This window comes from Serratia sp. CY47444, from assembly GCF_052168635.1.
In the GTDB taxonomy this organism is placed as follows: domain Bacteria; phylum Pseudomonadota; class Gammaproteobacteria; order Enterobacterales; family Enterobacteriaceae; genus Serratia; species Serratia bockelmannii.
Genome location: NZ_JBJNMH010000003.1, coordinates 349,190 through 369,765, shown reverse-complemented (window position 1 = coordinate 369,765; position 20,576 = coordinate 349,190). Strand labels below are relative to the sequence as shown.

The 20,576-nt window shown below is 60.4% G+C and carries 18 protein-coding genes; 9 read left to right on the top strand and 9 right to left on the bottom strand.

Translation table 11 applies throughout. The annotated features are described in order from the left end of the window. Positions 1 to 245: 245 nt before the first annotated feature. Positions 246 to 1,337 carry a redox-regulated ATPase YchF gene (ychF, locus tag ACJ8IL_RS08235; RefSeq protein WP_049211448.1) on the bottom strand — a complete coding sequence of 364 codons (1,092 nt, stop codon included), beginning with the start codon at positions 1,335 to 1,337 and terminating at the stop codon, positions 246 to 248. A gap of 334 nt (positions 1,338 to 1,671) precedes the next feature. On the opposite strand from ychF, the gene ACJ8IL_RS08230 reads away from it, so the two are divergent. After that, a complete protein-coding gene (locus ACJ8IL_RS08230) occupies positions 1,672 to 3,201 on the top strand; it encodes a SulP family inorganic anion transporter (RefSeq protein ID WP_197835523.1) in 1,530 nt (509 codons plus the stop codon). Positions 3,202 to 3,238: 37 nt separating this feature from the next. Here ACJ8IL_RS08230 and pth read toward each other — a convergent pair whose 3' ends face one another. Continuing rightward, on the bottom strand, positions 3,239 to 3,829 hold the full coding sequence (gene pth, locus ACJ8IL_RS08225; RefSeq protein ID WP_004941053.1) for an aminoacyl-tRNA hydrolase: 591 nt from the start codon (positions 3,827 to 3,829) through the stop codon (positions 3,239 to 3,241). Between the two features lie 301 nt (positions 3,830 to 4,130). Between pth and ychH the strand changes: the two genes are divergently transcribed. Then, a complete protein-coding gene (gene ychH / locus ACJ8IL_RS08220) occupies positions 4,131 to 4,409 on the top strand; it encodes a stress-induced protein YchH (protein WP_025302491.1) in 279 nt (92 codons plus the stop codon). 185 nt (positions 4,410 to 4,594) lie between these two features. On the opposite strand, the gene prs is transcribed toward ychH, so the two are convergent. From prs to lolB, 3 genes are all read right to left on the bottom strand, one after another. Next, positions 4,595 to 5,542, bottom strand: coding sequence for a ribose-phosphate diphosphokinase (gene prs / locus ACJ8IL_RS08215; RefSeq protein WP_004941061.1), 948 nt, complete (start codon positions 5,540 to 5,542; stop codon positions 4,595 to 4,597). A gap of 174 nt (positions 5,543 to 5,716) precedes the next feature. After that, positions 5,717 to 6,583: a 4-(cytidine 5'-diphospho)-2-C-methyl-D-erythritol kinase gene (gene ispE / locus ACJ8IL_RS08210; protein WP_049207164.1), complete on the bottom strand. Its 867-nt coding sequence runs from the start codon at positions 6,581 to 6,583 to the stop codon at positions 5,717 to 5,719. Beyond that, complete coding sequence (gene lolB / locus ACJ8IL_RS08205) at positions 6,580 to 7,203, bottom strand: lipoprotein insertase outer membrane protein LolB (protein ID WP_197835525.1); 624 nt, start codon at positions 7,201 to 7,203, stop codon at positions 6,580 to 6,582. The genes ispE and lolB overlap by 4 nt, the downstream gene beginning before the upstream one ends. Before the next feature lie 467 nt (positions 7,204 to 7,670). Here lolB and hemA point away from each other — a divergent pair, with 467 nt between their 5' ends. Genes hemA through kdsA form a run of 6 tightly spaced genes read left to right on the top strand, consistent with a single transcriptional unit; the run spans position 7,671 to position 13,045 of the window. After that, on the top strand, positions 7,671 to 8,933 hold the full coding sequence (gene hemA, locus ACJ8IL_RS08200; RefSeq protein ID WP_025302494.1) for a glutamyl-tRNA reductase: 1,263 nt from the start codon (positions 7,671 to 7,673) through the stop codon (positions 8,931 to 8,933). Positions 8,934 to 8,964: 31 nt separating this feature from the next. Next, complete coding sequence (prfA, locus tag ACJ8IL_RS08195) at positions 8,965 to 10,050, top strand: peptide chain release factor 1 (protein ID WP_442516479.1); 1,086 nt, start codon at positions 8,965 to 8,967, stop codon at positions 10,048 to 10,050. After that, on the top strand, positions 10,050 to 10,883 hold the full coding sequence (gene prmC / locus ACJ8IL_RS08190; RefSeq protein WP_127146177.1) for a peptide chain release factor N(5)-glutamine methyltransferase: 834 nt from the start codon (positions 10,050 to 10,052) through the stop codon (positions 10,881 to 10,883). Before prfA ends, prmC begins: the two co-directional genes overlap by 1 nt. 41 nt (positions 10,884 to 10,924) lie before the next feature. Next, positions 10,925 to 11,326, top strand: coding sequence for a SirB2 family protein (locus ACJ8IL_RS08185; protein ID WP_169541429.1), 402 nt, complete (start codon positions 10,925 to 10,927; stop codon positions 11,324 to 11,326). Beyond that, the gene (gene sirB1 / locus ACJ8IL_RS08180; protein ID WP_016928096.1) at positions 11,323 to 12,132 is read left to right on the top strand and encodes an invasion regulator SirB1; all 810 of its coding nucleotides are present in this window, start codon (positions 11,323 to 11,325) and stop codon (positions 12,130 to 12,132) included. The genes ACJ8IL_RS08185 and sirB1 overlap by 4 nt, the downstream gene beginning before the upstream one ends. A 58-nt stretch (positions 12,133 to 12,190) precedes the next feature. After that, the gene (gene kdsA, locus ACJ8IL_RS08175) at positions 12,191 to 13,045 is read left to right on the top strand and encodes a 3-deoxy-8-phosphooctulonate synthase (protein ID WP_025302497.1); all 855 of its coding nucleotides are present in this window, start codon (positions 12,191 to 12,193) and stop codon (positions 13,043 to 13,045) included. Between the two features lie 47 nt (positions 13,046 to 13,092). On the opposite strand, the gene dauA is transcribed toward kdsA, so the two are convergent. Together dauA and ACJ8IL_RS08165 are read right to left on the bottom strand one after the other, a co-directional pair. Continuing rightward, complete coding sequence (gene dauA / locus ACJ8IL_RS08170) at positions 13,093 to 14,781, bottom strand: C4-dicarboxylic acid transporter DauA (protein WP_197815021.1); 1,689 nt, start codon at positions 14,779 to 14,781, stop codon at positions 13,093 to 13,095. Positions 14,782 to 15,013: 232 nt separating this feature from the next. Continuing rightward, positions 15,014 to 15,499 (bottom strand): heme-degrading domain-containing protein, encoded by a 486-nt coding sequence (locus ACJ8IL_RS08165; protein ID WP_047567963.1) that lies wholly within the window; start codon positions 15,497 to 15,499, stop codon positions 15,014 to 15,016. Between the two features lie 198 nt (positions 15,500 to 15,697). Here ACJ8IL_RS08165 and ACJ8IL_RS08160 point away from each other — a divergent pair, with 198 nt between their 5' ends. Further along, a complete protein-coding gene (locus tag ACJ8IL_RS08160; RefSeq protein ID WP_043141520.1) occupies positions 15,698 to 16,798 on the top strand; it encodes a GGDEF domain-containing protein in 1,101 nt (366 codons plus the stop codon). Between the two features lie 32 nt (positions 16,799 to 16,830). Here ACJ8IL_RS08160 and mfd read toward each other — a convergent pair whose 3' ends face one another. Then, positions 16,831 to 20,304, bottom strand: a complete 3,474-nt coding sequence (gene mfd / locus ACJ8IL_RS08155; RefSeq protein ID WP_043141515.1) for a transcription-repair coupling factor — start codon at positions 20,302 to 20,304, stop codon at positions 16,831 to 16,833. A 76-nt stretch (positions 20,305 to 20,380) separates the two neighbouring features. Next, positions 20,381 to 20,575: a hypothetical protein gene (locus ACJ8IL_RS08150; protein ID WP_442516478.1), complete on the bottom strand. Its 195-nt coding sequence runs from the start codon at positions 20,573 to 20,575 to the stop codon at positions 20,381 to 20,383. Position 20,576 lies beyond the last annotated feature (1 nt).

Below are 20,576 nucleotides of genomic sequence, written 5' to 3'. Positions count from 1 at the left end.
CTCGCGGAGGATACTGATGATCTGTTCGTCGGAAAAACGCTTCTTCATGGGGATGTCCTCATGTGGCTTATGAAGACATTACTAACATCGGTGTGTATTAATCAACGGGGAGCAGGTCACGTTGTGCCTTTGACATTAGATTCTTATCCAGAGCGCTAACACGCGGAATCGCGAGACAAAAAAAATCCACGCCGAAGCGTGGATTTTTCCGTTTCCAGCAGCCAGAGATACGCTGCGGGGTAGGGTTAGACGTTGAACAGGAAGTTCATTACGTCGCCGTCTTTGACGATGTAGTCTTTACCTTCTGAGCGCATTTTGCCGGCTTCTTTGGCGCCTTGCTCACCCTTGTAGGTGATGAAGTCGTCAAAGGCGATGGTTTGCGCGCGGATAAAGCCTTTCTCGAAGTCGGTGTGGATCTTGCCGGCCGCCTGCGGGGCGGTGGCGCCGACCGGGATGGTCCAGGCGCGCACTTCTTTCACGCCGGCGGTGAAGTAGGTTTGCAGGTTCAGCAGCTCGTAACCGGCGCGGATCACGCGGTTCAGGCCCGGCTCTTCCAGGCCCAGTTCGGCCATGAACTCGTCGCGATCTTCGTCTTCCAGCTCGGCGATGTCGGATTCCACGGCGGCGCACACGGCAACCACCACGGAGCCTTCGGCGTCGGCGATTTTACGCACGGTGTCCAGGTACGGGTTGTTCTCGAAGCCGTCTTCGTTGACGTTGGCGATGTACATGGTTGGCTTCAGGGTCAGGAAGCTCAGGTATTTGATCGCCGCTTTGTCTTCGTCGCTCAGATCCAGCGCGCGCAGCATGCCGGCGTTTTCCAGGTGCGGCAGGCATTTCTCCAGCGCCGCCAGCTCGGCTTTGGCGTCTTTGTCGCCGCCTTTGGCTTTCTTCTGCACGCGGTGGATGGCGCGCTCGCAGGTGTCCAGGTCAGACAGCGCCAGTTCGGTGTTGATCACGTCGATGTCTTCGGCGGGATCGACCTTGTTGTTGACGTGAATGATGTTGTCGTTCTCGAAGCAGCGCACCACGTGGCCGATGGCTTCGGTTTCGCGGATGTTGGTCAGGAACTGGTTGCCCAGGCCTTCACCTTTGGACGCGCCTTTCACCAGGCCGGCGATGTCGACGAATTCCATGGTGGTCGGCAGAATGCGCTGCGGCTTGACGATCTCGGCCAGCTTATCCAGACGCGGATCGGGCATCGGCACCACACCGGTGTTCGGTTCAATGGTGCAGAACGGGAAGTTGGCTGCTTCAATGCCCGCTTTGGTCAACGCGTTGAACAGGGTGGATTTGCCTACGTTAGGCAGGCCGACGATACCGCATTTGAATCCCATGTTGTAATCACCTTAAATATCTTAACTATCAGTCGGTTAGATTTAACCAACTGCATAAAGGGCAAAATAATGCCGCTATTATACACGTAATGGGCGTTTATCTCGATCAGACTTGCTTGGCCGGGGCGAATGCAGCGCGGGCGACCGGTTTTTGATTGAGATTTGGATCACATTTAACCATACTGGCCGTTCCGATTAACCGACAGGAAACGCGCCGGATGTATTTCTTGCCTACGCCACCCTGAGCTGTGCCCGCCTGCAGTCTGCCGCGCCTTGCGGTACCCCATACCCGCTACGCGGGGAGATGATGTCATCTGTCATAAGTGAATAATGCATGTTTAACCTGAGTAACGTCAGGATCGCGGACGTTAAAAATGAAGTCCTGGCGGGCTTTGTGGTGGCGGTTTCGATGATCCCCGAGGCGGTCGGCTTTTCGCTGGTCGCCGGTCTTTCGCCGATCGTCGGTTTACATACCGCGTTTATTATCGGCCTGGTCACGGCGCTGTTCGGCGGCAAGCCGGGCATGGTTTCCGGCGCCGCAGGTTCCATTGTGGTGGTGCTGATGAGTCTGGCGGCGCAGTACGGCATGGGTTACGTGCTGTGGGCCACGCTGTTTGCCGGGGGGATTCAAATCCTGATCGGCGCCTTCCGGCTGGGCAAGTTCATTCGCCTGGTGCCGCTGCCGGCGATCCACGGCTTCGTCAATGGCCTGGCGATCGTCATCATGCTGGCGCAGCTGAAGATGATCGCCGGGCAGGGGCCGCTGATGTACGGCCTGGTGGCGCTGGCGATTGCGGTGGTGGTGCTGTTCCCGCGCCTGACCAAAGCCATTCCGTCTTCGCTGGCGGCGCTGCTGGTGGTCTCGGCGTTGGCGATCGGCCTCAATCTGCATACGCTGCGGGTGGGCGATCTGGCGGACATTTCCGGCGCGCTGCCGCACTTCAGCCTGCCGACGGTGCCGTTTACCCTGGAGATGGTGCGGGTGGTGCTACCCTATGCGGTAGTGATTGCCCTGGTCGGTTTGATTGAATCGCTGCTGACCATGACGGTGCTGGATGAAATGGGCGGCAAGAAGGGGAACGGCAACCGCGAGAGTATCGCGCAGGGCGCCGGTAACGCGGTGTGCGGCCTGTTCGGCTGCTTCGCCGGTTGTGCGATGATCGGCCAGTCGATCATCAACTTCACCTCGGGCGGGCGCGGGCGCATCTCCGGCACGGTGGGCGCTATCCTGCTGATTTTATTTGTGGTTAGCCTGTCGCGCTATATCGGCCTGCTGCCAGTGGCGGCGCTGGCCGGGGTGATGCTGGTGGTGTGTTACAACACTTTCGAGTGGAGTTCGCTGCGCCGTTTGCGTCGTATGCCGAAGGCGGACGCGCTGGTGATGATCGCCGTCACGTTGATCACCATCTTTACCGATCTGGCGGTGGCGGTGATCAGCGGGGTGATTATCTCGGCGCTGGTGTTCGCCTGGCAGCAGGCACGCATCCGCGTGCGCCAGCGGCAGGTGACGGGCGACGTGGCGGTGTATCGGCTCGATGGTCCGCTGTTCTTCGGCTCGGCCGCGGCTTTTGCCGAGCTGTTCGAGCCGCAAGGCGATCCGCAGAACGTGGTGCTGGACTTTGCCGGCACCCGGGTGATGGATTCCAGCGGCGTAGAAGCGATCGATAAGCTGACGGCGCGTTATCTGGCGGCGGGGAAAAGCATTCGTCTGCGCCACCTGAGCGGTGACTGCGTGCGCCTGCTCAAGCGCGCCGGGCCGTTTTGCAGCCATGAACTGGACGATCCGCAGTATTACGTGGCGGAAGAGGGGTTCGCCGCCGATGACCGCCGCGTGAGCGAGGAGACCTTCAACCCGCGCGGCTAAAAGCCGGCAGCGGGCAGGGCGCCCGCTGCGGTAAGGTTCAGGCCTGCGCCTTGAAGCTGTGCAGGCGCTGAACGGTTTTTTCCAGCCCGTCCTTCATCAGCATCTCGGTGCAGCGCAGCGACTCGTCGATCGCTTCGTCAATCATCTTCTGCTCGCTGGCCGGCGGCTTGCCGAGCACGAAGCCCACCACCTTGTTCTTGTCGCCCGGATGGCCGATGCCGATGCGCAGGCGGTAGAAGTTCGGGTTATTGCCGAACTTGTTTTGGATGTCTTTCAGGCCGTTGTGGCCGCCGTTGCCGCCGCCGAGCTTGATTTTTGCCACGCCGGGCGGCAGATCCAGCTCGTCGTGCGCCACCAGGATCTCGTTGGGTTCGATGCGGTAGAAATTGGCCATCGCCAGCACCGCTTTGCCGCTCAGGTTCATGAAGGTGGTCGGCACCAGCAGGCGCACGTCGTTGCCCGCCAGATTCAAACGGGCGGTGTAGCCGAAGAACTTGCTCTCTTCTTTCAACTGCTGATTGTGGCGCTGTGCCAGCAGATCGACGTACCAGGCGCCGGCGTTGTGGCGTGTCTGGGCGTATTCCGCGCCCGGGTTGGCCAGGCCGACTATCAATTTAATACTGCTCACTGGGAGATTCACTATGATCAGGGTAATGGAAAGGGCCTTAGTCTACCTGTCGGGGCGGTGAATGACAAAATCCGATCTCTGCCTTCGGCGTTGGTAAGAAAGACGAATGATTCATTAGCTGAATCATTCAATTTGTCTGCTAATTTTCAGTGGCGTGTTAAGAAGTGTCAATAATTCTTTACCATTTGTGATCGCCTCCGCAATCCCCTTGCCATAACAAGGACTATACTTAACTTATCAAAGTGGGTTAACAAGTTGCAGCGTTATCCCGGTTGGCACATGGCAATCATGGAGGTGGCATATGAAACGTAGAAGCGCGGACAGAATGGGCAACTTTTTTATGGGGCTGGGGCTGGTCGTGATGATCGGCGGCGTTGGATACTCCATTATTGCTGAAGTTTCCCAGTTCAATTTACCGCAATTTTTCGCCCACGGCGCCATCATGAGTATCTTCGTCGGCGCGCTGTTATGGCTGGTGGGCGCGCGTATAGGCGGCCGCGAGCAGGTGGCGGATCGCTACTGGTGGGTAAAACACTTTGATAAACGGTGCCGTAACGACCAACATCGTTCGTCGCATTGATTAAAAAATCAGAAGGGAAGCAAGAGCAGGGCAAGGGAATATCTGCCGTGCATTAAGGTCTGAGGTCATGTTGGACTACGAGTAGAAAACCCGTTGTTGCTCACGCACCAACGGGTTTTTCTTTTTCTGCTGTCGGGCTCGCTATCTTTCCGGCACGGTGGGCACCGCACCGGAAAGACGACGAATCAATGCTCGAACATCGCAGAGATCGACTCTTCGTTGCTGATGCGGCGGATGGCTTCAGCCAGCATGCCGGACAGGGTCAGAGTGCGAACGTTTTTCAGTGCCTTGATTTCCGGCGACAGCGGAATGGTGTCGCAGACGATCACTTCATCAATCACCGAGTTCTTGATGTTGTCCACGGCGTTGCCGGAGAAGATCGGGTGCGTCGCGTAGGCGAATACGCGCTTGGCACCGCGTTCTTTCAACGCTTCAGCCGCTTTACACAAGGTACCGCCGGTGTCGATCATGTCGTCGACCAGCACGCAGTCGCGGCCTGCCACGTCACCGATGATGTGCATCACCTGAGAAACGTTCGCGCGCGGGCGGCGTTTGTCGATGATGGCCATGTCGGTGTCGTTCAGCAGTTTGGCGATGGCGCGAGCACGCACTACGCCGCCGATGTCCGGGGAAACCACGATCGGGTTTTCCAGGTTCTGCTGCAGCATGTCTTCCAGCAGGATCGGGCTGCCGAACACGTTGTCTACCGGTACGTCGAAGAAGCCTTGAATCTGCTCAGCATGCAGATCCACCGTCAGAACGCGGTCAACCCCTACGCTGGAGAGGAAATCGGCAACCACCTTGGCGGTGATGGGTACACGCGCGGAACGCACGCGGCGATCCTGGCGGGCATAGCCGAAGTAAGGGATAACGGCGGTAATACGACCTGCGGAGGCGCGACGCAGGGCGTCGACCATCACAACCAGTTCCATCAGGTTGTCGTTGGTCGGGGCACAGGTGGACTGGATGATGAAAATATCACCGCCGCGTACATTTTCGTTGATTTGCACGCTCACTTCGCCGTCGCTAAAACGACCTACAGCGGCGTCACCAAGGCTGGTGTACAAACGGTTGGCAATACGTTGTGCTAGTTCCGGGGTGGCGTTACCAGCAAAAAGCTTCATATCAGGCACGAGAAGAACCTCAGGCTTGCGTCCAGAGAAGATATTGTCATACGACATCGCCAAGGGGCAGTTGGCGACGCCGGCGCAATATACATACGGGTATGTAAAACTAAAATTGAGACCGCAGGCAGCGCAGGGATAACAGGGCCAGGTGTGCATGACCCTGCGCAGCGAAACGTTGAGCTACGACTCAAACCGCCCGGAACGAATGCGATGTAGTGGGGAGACGTTAACGCCGCGCGCTACAAAACCACACAACCACTCCGGGGCTTGATTTAACACCTGACGGGCGGCGATTTCTGTGTCGAATTCAGCAAACACACAAGCACCTGTGCCAGTCAGGCGTGACGGGGCGTATTCTAACAGCCATGAAAGAAGCTGTTCAACCTCGCGAAAACGTTTTCTTGCGATCGGTTCGCAATCATTTGCGTACGGCGCCTGCAACAGCTCACTTAAGGAGCGAACCGGGGTGTTTCTTTTTAATTCGGGGTCGCCGAAGATAACCGGCGTCGGGATGCCGACGCCAGGATGCGCCACCAGATACCATTTTTCCTGCGGCTCGGCCGGCTGCAGGCGCTCGCCGATGCCTTCGGCGAAGGCGGCGTGGCCGCGCACGAACACCGGCACGTCGGCGCCGAGGCTGAGCCCCAGCGCTGCCAGTTGGTCGTCGCCAAGACCGCAGCGCCACAGTTCGTTCAGCGCCACCAGCACGGTGGCGGCGTTGGAGGAACCGCCGCCCAAACCGCCGCCCATCGGCAGGCGCTTGTCGATGCTGATGTCGGCGCCGCGCGGCGCGGTTTGCAGGCCGCGTTCATCGCAATAGCGCTGCAGCAGGCGGGCGGCGCGCACGATCAGGTTCTGCTCGTCTGGAACGCCGTCGACCGGCGTCAGCAGATGAATGCGGTCGTCCTGGCGAGGGTCGATGGTCAGGGTATCGCCGTAGTCCAAAAACTGGAACAGCGTCTGCAGCAGGTGATAGCCGTCTTCACGGCGGCCGGTGATGTACAAAAACAGGTTGAGTTTCGCGGGGGAGGGCCACTGGCGGATCATTTGAGCGCCCAGTTATCCATCTTCAGCTTGATGCGCTGGTCGCCCTGCTGCAGCTCCAGGCGGTTCGGCAGCGTCGGCTGCACCTCGTTGCTGTAGCCCTGGTAATCCACTTTCCAGGTCTGGCCGCCTTGCTGGTAGGTCAGCTTGCTCAGGCGATATTGGTCATCCAGCGCAAAATCGCTGGCTTCGCCCGGCAGGCCGAGCATCCACTGGCGCAGGTTGTTCAGCGGGATCGCCATGCCGGTCAGCTTGCGGATCATCTCTTCCGGGTTGTCGCTGACGTAGCGTTTGCCCTGGTTGTCGGTCAGCTGCACCACGTTTTTCTGCACGTTGAGATCCATTTCCGTGCTGCCCAGCGGGTTGGTCAGCAGCAGGCGGTAGCGCTCCGGCGAGAACTGCTGCCAGAAGAAGCGGGCGTAGACTTTTTTCTGATCAGACAAGTAGGCGAAGGAGCCGCGGGTCTGATAGGTGCTGAGCTGTTGCACTGCCTGCTCATGGGCGCGCCACTGCGGTGAAGTCGGGCTGGTGGCCGGGCCGGTCGGCTTGGTGGTGGTACAGGCGGCCAGCACCAGGCTGGCCAGCGGGATCAGACGGAGCAAACTAACTTTGCGTATTGGCATAACTTTCTCTTGTCCTTTTGTCCTTGCGGGCATGCGCGACGAAACCCGGATTCAGCGCTCACGCTAACGGGGCGGCGGCGGCGCGTCAATTTTTTGCTGCATCGCGTTGAATCTTTCCGCTTTTGCCGGCGCAATGCCAACCCGGTACGCGCGTCGGGGTCGCCATTAAGCGTAACACAATCGCCTAAAGGCGGGGAGGCGCGCCCGATAAGCGGTGCCGGAGTTGCGCAAACGCCGCCGTTGCGTACGCCGAATAGCGTGCGCGTTATCGCAAACTGCGCTAAAATTTAAGCAATCAACCTAGCCTATGACTATTTATCCCGCTGTATTTATTGCTTATTCATTAATTGATGTCATCTATGACAGCGATTGAACGGAAGATGCGGTTGTTACTTTTATTGATCCCGCGCATCAAGTAGAATGCCGTTCAACGAGAACCCGTACCAAGATAAGTATTACTCGAAGCAATGACCCTGCTGGCGTTAGGTATAAATCACAAAACCGCTCCGGTTTCTCTGCGTGAAAGGGTGACCTTCTCGCCTGAGTCCATCGATGAGGCGCTGACCAGCTTGCTCCAACAACCGTTGGTGCAGGGCGGTGTCGTGTTGTCCACCTGCAACCGCACCGAGCTGTACCTCAGCGTAGAGCAACAGGAACACATGCACGAGCAGCTGGTCGCCTGGCTGTGCGCATATCACAACCTGCGCCCGGAAGAGGTGAAGAAAAGCCTGTACTGGCATCAGGGCAACGACGCGGTCAGCCATCTGATGCGGGTGGCCAGCGGGTTGGACTCACTGGTATTGGGCGAACCGCAGATCCTCGGCCAGGTGAAAAAGGCCTTCGCCGAGTCGCAACGCGGCCAGTCGCTGTCCGGCGAGCTGGAGCGTCTGTTCCAGAAATCCTTCTCCGTCGCCAAGCGCGTGCGCACCGAAACCGAAATCGGCGCCAGCGCGGTCTCCGTAGCGTTTGCTGCCTGTACCCTAGCGCGGCAGATCTTCGAATCGCTGGCCGATCTCAACGTCTTGCTGGTGGGCGCCGGTGAAACCATCGAGCTGGTGGCGCGCCACCTGCGCGAACACAAAGTGCGGCACATGATCATCGCCAACCGCACCCGCGAGCGCGCGCAGCTGCTGGCGGACGAGGTGGGCGCAGAAGTGATCACCCTGCCGGAGATCGACGAACGCCTGGCGGACGCCGACATCATCATCAGCTCCACCGCCAGCCCGCTGCCGATCATCGGTAAGGGGATGGTGGAGCGCGCGCTGAAGGCGCGCCGCAACCAGCCGATGCTGCTGGTGGATATCGCCGTACCGCGCGATATCGAGCCGGAAGTCGGCAAACTGGCCAACGCCTATCTGTACAGCGTGGACGATCTGCACGCCATCATTCAAAGCAACCTGGCGCAGCGCAAAGCGGCGGCGGTGCAGGCGGAGTCGATCGTGCAGCAGGAAAGCATCAACTTCATGGCCTGGCTGCGTTCGCAGGGCGCGGTGGAAACCATCCGCGACTACCGTTCGCAGGCTGACCAAATTCGCGCGGAAATGGAGGCCAAAGCGCTGGCCGCCATCGCGCAGGGCGCCAACGTGGAGCAGGTTATTCACGAGCTGGCCCATAAACTGACCAACCGTCTTATTCATGCCCCTACCAAATCCCTCCAGCAGGCCGCCGGCGACGGCGACGTGGAGCGGTTGCAGTTATTACGCGACAGCCTCGGGCTGGATCAGCATTAGTTTTCTCTATTAACAGGGTTTATTACCACGCATGAAGCCTTCTATTGTTGCCAAACTGGAAGCGTTACAAGAGCGCCATGAAGAAGTGCAGGCGCTGCTCGGCGATGCCGGCGTCATCGCCGAGCAAGACCGGTTCCGCGCGCTGTCGCGAGAATACGCGCAGCTGACCGACGTCAGCCGCTGCTTCCTGGAATGGCGTCAGGTGCAGGAGGATCTGGAGACGGCGAAAATGATGCTGGACGATCCGGAAATGCGCGAGATGGCGCAGGAAGAGCTGAAACAGGCGCGGGCGACCAGCGAAGCGCTGGAGCAGCAGCTGCAGGTGTTGCTGCTGCCGAAAGATCCGGACGATGAGCGCAGCTGCTTCCTCGAAGTGCGCGCCGGCACCGGCGGCGATGAGGCGGCGATCTTTGCCGGCGATCTGTTCCGCATGTACAGCCGCTATGCGGAAAGCCGCCGCTGGCGTGTCGAGGTGATGAGCGCCAACGAAGGCGAACACGGCGGTTTCAAAGAAGTGATTGCCAAAGTTTCCGGCGATGGCGTGTACGGTCAGCTGAAGTTTGAATCCGGCGGGCACCGCGTGCAGCGCGTGCCGGAAACCGAATCCCAGGGGCGCATCCACACCTCCGCCTGTACCGTGGCGGTGATGCCGGAAGTGCCGGAAGCCGAGCTGCCGGACATCAACCCGGGCGATCTGAAAATCGACACCTTCCGCTCCTCCGGCGCCGGCGGCCAGCACGTTAACACCACCGACTCGGCGATCCGCATCACCCACCTGCCGACCGGCATCGTGGTGGAGTGCCAGGACGAACGTTCGCAGCACAAAAATAAAGCCAAGGCGATGTCGGTGCTGGGCGCGCGCATTCGCGCCGCCGAGATGGCCAAGCGCCAGCAGGCCGAGGCGTCCACTCGCCGCAACCTGCTGGGCAGCGGCGATCGTTCCGACCGCAACCGCACCTACAACTTCCCGCAGGGGCGGGTAACCGACCACCGCATCAACCTGACGCTCTACCGTCTGGACGAAGTGATGGAAGGCAAACTGGACATGCTGATCCAGCCGATCGTGCAGGAGTATCAGGCCGATCAGCTGGCTGCGCTGTCCGCCGAGCAAGAGTGATGGATTATCAATACTGGCTGAAAGCCGCCGCCGCGCGTTTGACCCACAGCGACAGCGCCCGGCGCGACGCGGAAATCCTGTTGGGTTTCGTGACCGGCAAGGCCAGAACCTTCCTGATGGCGTTCGGGGAAACCCTGCTGACGCCGCCGCAGCAACAGCAGCTGGAGACGCTGCTGGCGCGCCGCGAACGCGGTGAGCCGGTGGCCTATCTGGTGGGCGAGCGCGAGTTTTGGTCGCTGCCGCTGTCGGTCTCGCCGGCGACGCTGATCCCACGCCCTGATACCGAATGCCTGGTGGAACTGGCGCTGGCGCGCCTGCCGCCGCAACCCTGCCATTTCCTCGATCTTGGCACCGGCACCGGCGCCATCGCGCTGGCGCTGGCCAGTGAGCGCCCGGATTGTTCGGCTATCGGCATCGATGTGCAGCCGGAGGCGGTTGCGCTGGCGCAGCACAATGCGCACAAGCTGAAGATCGACAACGTCCGATTTCTACAGGGCAGCTGGTTTGCGCCGGTGGCGGGGCAACGCTTCGCGCTGATCGCCAGCAATCCGCCCTATATCGACGCCGCCGATCCGCATTTGTCGCAGGGCGACGTGCGCTTTGAACCCGGTAGCGCGCTGGTTGCCGCCGAGCACGGGCTGGCGGATCTGGCCGCCATCGTGCGCCAGGCGCCGCATTATTTGCAGTCGCAGGGCTGGCTGCTGTTGGAACATGGTTGGCAGCAGGGCGAGAGCGTGCGCGCGCTGCTGCAGGCCGCCGGATTTTCCGCTGTCGCCACCCACCGTGATTACGGCGACAACGACCGCGTGACGCTCGGCCAATGGCCGGGATAAGCGCCACTCATAATAACGACGCCCGGGCCATTTAAGGGAGCATCATGACTGCATACACCGCGTTGAAACATTTCCATTTGCTGACGGTCGCCATCAGTATTACCTTGTTTGTGCTGCGTTTCTTTTGGCAGTGGCGCCGCTCGCCGATCATGGGCCGCCGCTGGGTCAAGGTAGCGCCGCACCTGAATGACACGCTGCTGTTCGTCAGCGGCATCGCGTTGGTGGTGACGTTCGGGTTTTATCCGCTGCTGGGTATGGACTCATGGCTGACCGAGAAGCTGTTTGGCGTTATTATCTATATCCTGCTTGGCTACGTCGCATTGGGCAAGAAGACCAAAAGTCAGCGGCTGCGAACCGTGGCGTTCATGCTGGCGTTGGGCTGTCTGTATCTGATAATTAAACTTGCCACGACGAAAATACCGTTTCTGATGGGATACCTATGAGTAGCATTGCTGATTTTGAATTTAACACCTCGCCGCTGAGCGAAGGGGTGATCCTGGTGTCGCAGTCGGTGCGGCGCGATTTTCCCGCTGCCGACGTGGAGCGCAAGCTGCAACAGCTGGTGGATGAAGCGCGTGCGGCGGTGCCGGTCGATATCACTCAGGAGCAGCAACTGGATGCGCTCATCGAACTGTTCTACAAAACCTGGGGGTTCGGCGGCGCCAGCGGCGTTTACCGCCTGTCGGACGCCATCTGGCTGGACAAGGTGCTGGAAGGGCGGCAGGGCACGCCGGTCTCGCTAGGCACCATTTTCCTGCACATCGCCAACGCGCTGGATCTGCCTCTGTTGCCGGTGATTTTCCCCACTCAGCTGATCCTGCGCGCCGATTGGCTGGACGAAGAGCTGTGGCTGATCAACCCGCTGAACGGCGAAACCCTGAGCGAGCACCAGCTGGAAGTGTGGATCAAGGGCAACCTGGGGCTGGGCGCCGAACTGGAAGACGACGACCTCGACGAGTCGGAGAACATCATGGTGGTGCGCAAGATGTTGGATACGCTGAAGGCCGCCCTGATGGAAGAAAAGCAGCTGGAAATGGCGCTGCGCACCAGCGAAACGGTGCTGTGCTTCGATCCGGAAGATCCTTACGAGATCCGCGACCGCGGGCTGATTTATGCCCAGCTGGAGTGCAACCACATCGCGATTTCCGATCTCAACTATTTTGTCGAGCAGTGTCCTGAAGACCCGGTCAGCGAAGTGATCAAAGTACAGATCCACTCGATTGAGCCGAAACAGGTGACGCTGCATTAATTCAATGACTCCGTGCAGTTTGCAAGGCGACGGTTACAACCTTAACAAAGGCGAAAGCATGAAACAGAAAGTGGTTAGCATTGGCGACATCGACGTAGCAAACGACCTGCCGTTTGTGCTGTTTGGCGGTATGAACGTGCTGGAATCGCGCGATCTGGCGATGAGCATCTGCGAGCACTACGTCACCGTGACGCAAAAACTGGGCATTCCTTACGTATTCAAAGCCTCTTTCGACAAAGCCAACCGTTCTTCCATCCACTCGTACCGCGGTCCGGGCCTGGAAGAAGGGATGAAGATCTTCGAAGAGCTGAAGAAAACCTTCGGCGTGAAAATCATCACCGACGTGCATGAAGTGGCGCAGGCGCAGCCGGTTTCTGAAGTGGTTGACGTGATCCAACTGCCGGCCTTCCTGGCGCGTCAGACCGATCTGGTGGAAGCGATGGCGAAAACCGGCGCGGTGATCAACGTCAAGAAGCCACAGTTCGTCAGCCCGGGGCAGATGGGCAACATCGTCGACAAATTCAAAGAAGGCGGCAACGACCAGGTGATCCTGTGCGATCGCGGCAGCAACTTTGGTTATGACAACCTGGTGGTCGACATGCTGGGCATCAACGTGATGAAGAACGTGACCGGCGGCCATCCGGTGATCTTCGACGTGACCCACGCGCTGCAGACCCGCGATCCGTTCGGCGCCGCGTCCGGCGGCCGCCGCGCTCAGGTGGCCGAGTTGGCGCGCGCCGGCATGGCGGTTGGCCTGGCCGGCCTGTTCCTCGAAGCGCACCCGGATCCGAACAACGCCAAGTGCGACGGTCCTTCCGCGCTGCCGTTGGACAAGCTGGAGCCGTTCTTGGCGCAGATGAAAGCCATCGACGACCTGGTGAAGAGCTTCCCGGAGTTGGATACCAGCAACTAAGCGCTCGTCGCCATAAAAAAAGCCCGACTCGTCGGGCTTTTTTACGTTTAGGCGCCGGTGGCCGCCAGCGCTTCCGGCAGTGTCGGGTAGAACTGCAAGCGGCCCTCGATCGGCTGCACCCGCGCACGCGCCAGGGTTTTCAGCGGCTGGAACGGCACGTCGGTGATCACCAGTTTCTTGTCCGCCGGCAGCACGTCGATAAAGCGACGCAGGGCGCTCAGACCGCCGGCATCGAGCACCGGCACCGCATCCCATTGCAGCACGATCGTGCGGTAACCTTCGCTGCGCGCCAGCAGTTCGGTAAAGATGCGCTCGGCGGCGGCGAAGAACAGCGGGCCGTTCACCCGCAGCACCAGGCGGCCGTCGCCGGCACTCAGCTCGCTCAACCGCGTCATGCGGGCGATGCGGCGCATAAACAGCAGCGAAGCCAGCACGATGCCCACGGTAATGGCGATCACCATGTCGAACAGCACCGTCAGCGACATGCACAGCAGCAGCACCAGAATGTCGTCCTTCGGCGCCCGGCGCAGCAGGTAAACCACCTTGTGGGCCTCACTCATGTTCCAGGCGACCATCAACAGCAGCGCCGCCATCGCCGCCAGCGGCAGATAAGAGAGCCACGGCGCCAGCACCAGCAGCGCCAACAGCACCAGCAGCGCGTGGATGATGGCGGATACCGGTGAGGTGGCACCGGCGCGCACGTTGGCCGCTGAACGGGCAATTGCGGCGGTCGCGGTGATGCCGCCGAAGAACGGCGCGATGATGTTGCCCGCGCCTTGGCCGATCAATTCGCTGTTCGAGTTATGCTTCTTACCGGTCATGCCGTCGAGCACCACTGCGCACAGCAGCGACTCGATCGCGCCGAGCATTGCCATCGAAAATGCCGCCGGCAACAGGGCGGAAATGGTTTGCCAGCTCAGGGTGAACGGCTGCCCGCCGCCGCCCGGCAGATCCCAGGGCAGCAGCAGCTGCGGCAGGATCGGCGGAATGCCCTGGCCGCTGCTGCCATCGGCCAGCAGGTAGCTGAAGCGGGAACCGATGGTCGCCACCGGGTGGTCAAACAGCGTCAGCAGCCCCATCAGCGCGGTGCCCGCCAGCAGCGCCGGCAGGTGGCCGGGCACCCGCAGGCCGAGCTTGGGCCAGAAGATCAGGATCAGCAGCGTCACGGCGCCGATCAGGGTATCGCCGAGATCCAGCGTTGGCAGCGCCTGCAGCAGGGCGTACAGCTTGCCAACGTAATTTTCCGGCGTGTGCGCCAGCTGCAGGCCGAAAAAGTCCTTGATCTGCATGGTGGCGATGGTGATGGCAATGCCGGAGGTAAAGCCCAGCGTCACCGGCAGCGGAATGTATTCGATCAGCCGGCCAAAGCGCGCCAGCCCCATCAGCAGCAGAAATACCCCGGAGATCAGCGTGGCGACCAGCAAGCCGGCCAGGCCAAACTGCTGCGAGACCGGATAGAGGATCACCACGAAGGCGGCGGTGGGGCCGGAGACGCTGTAGCGCGAACCGCCGCTGACGGCGATGACGATGCCGGCGATGGCGGCGGTATACAGGCCGTACTGCGGCGGCACGCCGCTGGCGATCGCCAGCGCCATCGCCAGCGGAATGGCGATAATACCGACCGTCACCCCGGCGATGGCGTCTTTCAGCAACCGCGCCAGGCTATAAGGTTCCCGCCAGCAGGCATCTATCAGCGCGCTGAAGGGGCGAATTTTGTTTATTTCATGCGTTTTCATCTACGGTGCGTACCAAATCTTCAAAAGTGAAAGGAATGGCGGGCCCGATGAGGTCCGTCTTGTCACGTGACAGATACCATACGCCTTTTGTTCAGCGGATTACCAGACCTGCGTCAATTTGGCACAGGAAATCAGAGAGTCGTCGTTTTATCCGGCGCTAAATGCCGTTAAGAGGTAAGTAAGCCGCAGATTCTGCGGCTGAAAAAGAAAGGAATCATCAAGGTTTTGGCGGTTAGTGCAGAGCGGGTAGGGATAAGCCGAGAAAGTGGGCTAAAGTGCTTACCAACAGCTGGTGATCTTCCTTCTGCGGCGCGCCGGAAATGCTGATGCTGCCGACGCAGCCGAGGCCGGTCAGGGTGAGCGGGAAGGCGCCGCCGTGCACCGAATAGTCGCGCACGCTCAGCCCGTAACGCTCCTCCAGCGACGTTTGCCGCTGCTGCAGACGCAGGCCGATGGCGTAAGAACTTTTGTGAAAATGGTTCACCAGATTGCGCTTGCGCCGCACCCAGTCGGCGATGTCTGGCGTGGCGCCCGGCATGGCGTAATAAAACAGCGTCTGCCCGGCCAGTTGGATTTCGATGGCGATGCTCAGGCCGCGTCGCTCGGCGGCGGTTTTCAGCGCCGCGCCCAGCTCCCAGGCGGTGGCGGCGTCAAAATGGGTAAAGGCCAGCGTCGCTTCCTGTTCGCTGAGCGCCTGCAGTTCATCGTCGATATTCATGCGTTTCTCCCCCGATATACAAAGGACAGAGTAGCCTGAAGCGAGCATCGTGAGATAGACGGCTTGGCGATAAGATAGAACTGCTACTCTATTAATAGACTGTGTAAAATGGCCGCCGCCGAAGCGGAGACGACAGGGATGCGTTATTCAACGTCTTTACATTACCCCTGGCGATCCCGAGGAGCGCGCTGACTATTTATGACTTACATTGCGTCCATTTCCACCCTTTACAGCGACGCTTGCATCACCTATGCCACGCTGTCGGTAAGCTATTTCGTTCTCAGCAAGAATGCCCCGTTTTCCTACCGTTCCGCACTGTGGAAGCGCGTCGTGTTCGGCCTGCTGGCCGGGGTGGCGGTGCTGTATTTGAGTCAGGATCGGCTGGTGTTGACCGATAAGGTACATTACAGCTTTGCGATGATCCCGATGATACTGGTGACGTTCTTCGGCGGCGGCGTCAGCGGACTGGTGAGTTTTCTGTTCGCCATGGCGCTGACCGGCGGTTTCACCGTCGATAACCTGTTCATCGCCTCGATCATCGCGCCGCTGCTGCTGTCGCAGGTGTGGCTGAAAAAATCCCACCGGACGTTTTACCTGACGATCGGCATTATCGCGCTGTATCGCATCGCGGTGGTGTGGCTGCTGGTGGACATGAGCGGGCTGTGGCCGGATGTGTTGCTGTACCAGGCGGTCTCCGCGCTCTGTCTGGCGATTTGCTATCATGCGCTGAATTTCAAAGAGCGCCACATCTACGCCTATTTCGCGATGCGTGCGCGTGCCACGACCGACAGTGTGACCCACATCAACAACCGCGCCAGCGTCGATTATCAGCTGATGCTGCAGCGTGCCGAGCGTCGCCCGTGCGGGTTGATGATCCTCGATTTGGATAACTTTAAAAGCATCAACGATACCTACGGTCATCCGGCCGGTGACGTGCTGCTGGCCAGCGTCGGTCGGCTGCTGCAAAACAGCGTGCGTAACGAGGACTTCGTCGGGCGCTACGGTGGCGAGGAGTTTATGGTGATCACCGCCAGCTACGATCCGCAGGTCATCGGTGGGGTAGCCGAACGTATTCGCAGCGCGGTGGAAAGCTCGACGTTCTTGCTGAATGCACACGACGAAGCGCACATCACGATGTCCATCGGCGTGTCGCTGTATCTGCCCGGCATGACGTTGGACAAGGCGATTGCCATGACCGACGAAGCGTTGTACGAGGCGAAGCGCAGCGGCAAAAACCGGGTGGTGACCAGCCGCGTGATGCAGCTGGCGCCGCTGGGCGCCGGTTTTCCGCGCGGATAAGCCGCCCCCGTTGTAGCGACGGGGGCGTTGCCTTAGGCCGCCAGCGTGTGTTCGCGGAAGGCGTTCAGCAGCTCTTCGGTGAACGTCAGGCGTTTCTGGCGATCGGCCAGATCGAGCGTGAACTTCAGCTTGCTCGGGCCGTCCAGGCGGTAAACCTGCGGATTGCCCTGCAACAGGCCGATCAGATAACCCGGGTCAACGCGGTTGTTGTCGCCGAACTCGATAAAGCCGCCGCGCTCGTTGCTCTCGATGCGTTTGATCCCCAGCCTCTGCGCATGCAGGCGCAGCGCCGCGCATTGCAACAGGTTGCGCGCCGCATCCGGCAGCTGGCCGAAGCGGTCGATCAGTTCGACCTTCAACTCGTCAAGCTCACCGTCGTTCTTCGCGCTGGCGATACGCTTATACAGTGACAGACGGGTATTGACGTCGGGAATGAAGTCTTCCGGCAGCAGCGTCGGCATGCGCAGTTCTACCTCGGTCTGGCTGCTGGTGAGATCTTCCAACGATGGTTCGCGACCGTTTTTCAACGCGTCGACGGCGCTTTCCAGCAGTTCCATATAGAGCGAGAAACCGACGGTGGTCATTTGGCCGCTCTGGTCTTCACCCAGCAGTTCACCGGCGCCGCGGATCTCCAGATCGTGGGTTGCCAGCGCGAACCCGGCGCCGAGATCTTCCAGCGACGCGATGGCCTCGAGCCGTTTATGGGCGTCGGTGCCCATGGCTTTCGGGTTTGGCGTCAGCAGATAGGCGTAAGCCTGATGGTGCGAACGCCCGACGCGGCCGCGCAATTGATGCAGCTGCGCCAGGCCGAAGCGATCGGCCCGCTCGATGATGATGGTGTTGGCGCTGGGGATATCGATGCCGGTTTCGATGATGGTGGTGCACACCAGCACGTTGAAGCGCTGGTGGTGGAAATCGTTCATCACCCGCTCCAGATCGCGTTCACGCATCTGGCCGTGGCCGATGGCGATGCGCGCTTCAGGCACCAGCTCAGCCAGGCGCTGCGCCGCTTTCTCGATGTTTTCCACGTCGTTGTAAAGGTAGTAAACCTGGCCGCCGCGCAGCACTTCGCGCAGGATCGCCTCGCGCACCACCAGGCTGTCGTATTCGCGCACGAAGGTCTTCACCGCCAAGCGGCGCGCCGGCGGAGTGGCGATGATCGACAGATCGCGCATGCCGCTCATCGCCATGTTCAGCGTCCGCGGGATTGGCGTGGCGGTCAGCGTCAGGATATCGACATCGGCGCGCATCGCCTTGATGCGCTCCTTGTGGCGCACGCCAAAACGGTGCTCTTCATCGACGATCAGCAGCCCCAAATCCTTCCAGCGCAGATCGCTCTGCAGCAGTTTGTGGGTGCCGATGATGATGTCCACTTTGCCTTCGGCCGCGTCGTCCAGCACCTGTTGCTGCTCTTTGGCGCTGCGAAAGCGCGACATCATCTCGATGCGGATCGGCCAGGTGGCGAAGCGATCGCGGAAGTTGTCGAAGTGCTGCTGCGCCAGCAGCGTCGTCGGCACCAATACTGCCACCTGCTTGCCGTTTTCCACCGCCAGGAAGGCGGCGCGCATCGCCACTTCGGTTTTGCCGAAGCCGACGTCGCCGCACACCAGGCGATCCATCGCCAGCGGCTGGCACATGTCGCTCAGCACCGCGTTGATCGCCTGCTCCTGATCCGGCGTGGTTTCGAACGGGAAGCTCTGGCAGAACAGCTGGTACTGCTCGCGGTTGTGTTTGAAGGCGAAACCGGCCTTGGCGGCGCGCTGGGCGTAAATATCCAGCAGCTCGGCCGCCACGTCGCGCACCCGCTCGGCGGCTTTCTGCCGCGCGCGCGTCCAGGCGTCGCCGCCCAGTTTGTGCAGCGGGGCGTTTTCGTCCGCGCCGCCGGCGTAGCGGCTGATCAGATGCAGCGATGACACCGGCACGTACAGTTTGTCTTCACCGGCATAAGACAGGATCAGGTACTCGGCCTTGATGCCGCCGGCCTCCAGCGTGGTCAGGCCGACATAGCGGCCAACGCCGTGCTCCAGGTGCACCACCGGCTGGCCGGGATGCAGCTCCGCCAGGTTGCGGATCAGGGTATCGGTGTTGATGGTGCGCCGGTTGTCCTGCCGGCGACGGCTGACGCGCTCGCCGAGCAGATCGCTTTCGCAGATCAGCGCCCGCCGGCGCAGGCCGTCGAGGAAGCCGTGTTCGGCGGCGCCGACCATCATGTAACGGCCCGCCGTTTCCGCCTGATCGAGGCGCTGAATCAGCGCCGGCGCCAGCTTGATGCGGCCGAGCAGATCCTGCAGCGTTTCACGCCGCCCCTCGCTCTCGACGGAGAAAATCACGCTGCCGTCGAAGCCTTCGATAAAGCGCCGCAGATTATCCAGCGGGGATTTATGCTGCGCCTGCACCGCCAGATCGGGCAGGGCATGGTAGTCCAGATTGGTATTGCCGGCCTTGGCCGGCAGCTCATCGGTTTTCAGCGCGATGCGCGGCCAGGCCTTCAGCTCGCCGAACAGCGCGTCAACGCGCAGCCACAGCGTATCCGGCGCCAACAGCGGCCGCATCGGATCGACGCGGCGGCTTTCGTAACGCTGGTTGACGTCCTGCCAGAAGCGCTCGGCGGCGCCCTCCAGATCGCCGGTGTTGACGATCAGCGTGTTGGCCGGCAGGTAGCTGAACAGCGACGGCAGCGGTTGGCTGAAGAACAGCGGCTGCCAGTATTCGATGCCGGCCGGCCAGGCGCTTTTGCTGACCTGCTGATAGATATGCTCGGCGTCGCGGCGCACCTCAAACTGCTCGCGCCACTGGCTGCGGAACAGCTCGATGGCGTTCTTGTCGGTGGGGAACTCGTGGGCCGGTAACAGATTGATGGCCTCAACTTCGCTCAGCGTGCGCTGGGTATCGACGTCGAAGATGCGCAGACTGTCGATTTCGTCATCGAAAAAGTCGATGCGGTAAGGCTCATCGCTGCCCATCGGGTAAAGATCGAGCAGCGCGCCGCGGGTGGCGAATTCGCCGTGCTCCATCACCTGATCGACGCTGCGGTAGCCGGCCTGTTCCAACTGCGCGCGCAGCTTGTCGCGCGACAGGCGCTGGCCTTTCTTCATCACCAGCGCGTGGCCGTGCAGGAATTCGTGCGGGCAGACGCGCTGCATCAGGGTGTTGACCGGCAGAATGATCACGCCGCGCGCCATAGTCGGTAGGTGATACAGGCTCGACAAACGATCTGAGATGATTTCCTGGTGCGGCGAGAAGCTGTCGTACGGCAGGGTTTCCCAGTCGGACAGCGTGGTCACCATCTGGTCAGTGAACTGCTGGATCTCGTCGCGCAGCCGCAGGGCGTTTTGCATATCCGGCGCGATCAGCATCACCGGGCCAGGGTGGCGTTCTACGATCTCGGCGCATTCCACGGCACAGGCCGCGCCGGTCAGTTGCCCCAGTTGGCGCAGATCGCCCGCGCGATCGGGCAGAGAATAACGAGGGGATGAAGAACGGTTACGGCTATCGGAAGTGCTCATTCAGGTATCTTTAATCAATGTGTTGGATGGCGTCCCGGCACGGATAACCCAGCGCCTTTATGCTGTTTATAGTAGCTCAGCGGCCGGCAAACTGACACAGCAAAAAGCGCTGCTCATCAATTTTCTGCCGGTTATTTAACCGGTTAATGCCGTCTGTTTTTTGCGGCTGAGGATAAATAACGCGCGAAGCTGCCGCCGTCTCCCTCTTCGCCGCCACGCAATAAAAGGCCGTCGGGTGTTCCCTAAACGAGGGAGAGCCTTTATTATCCATG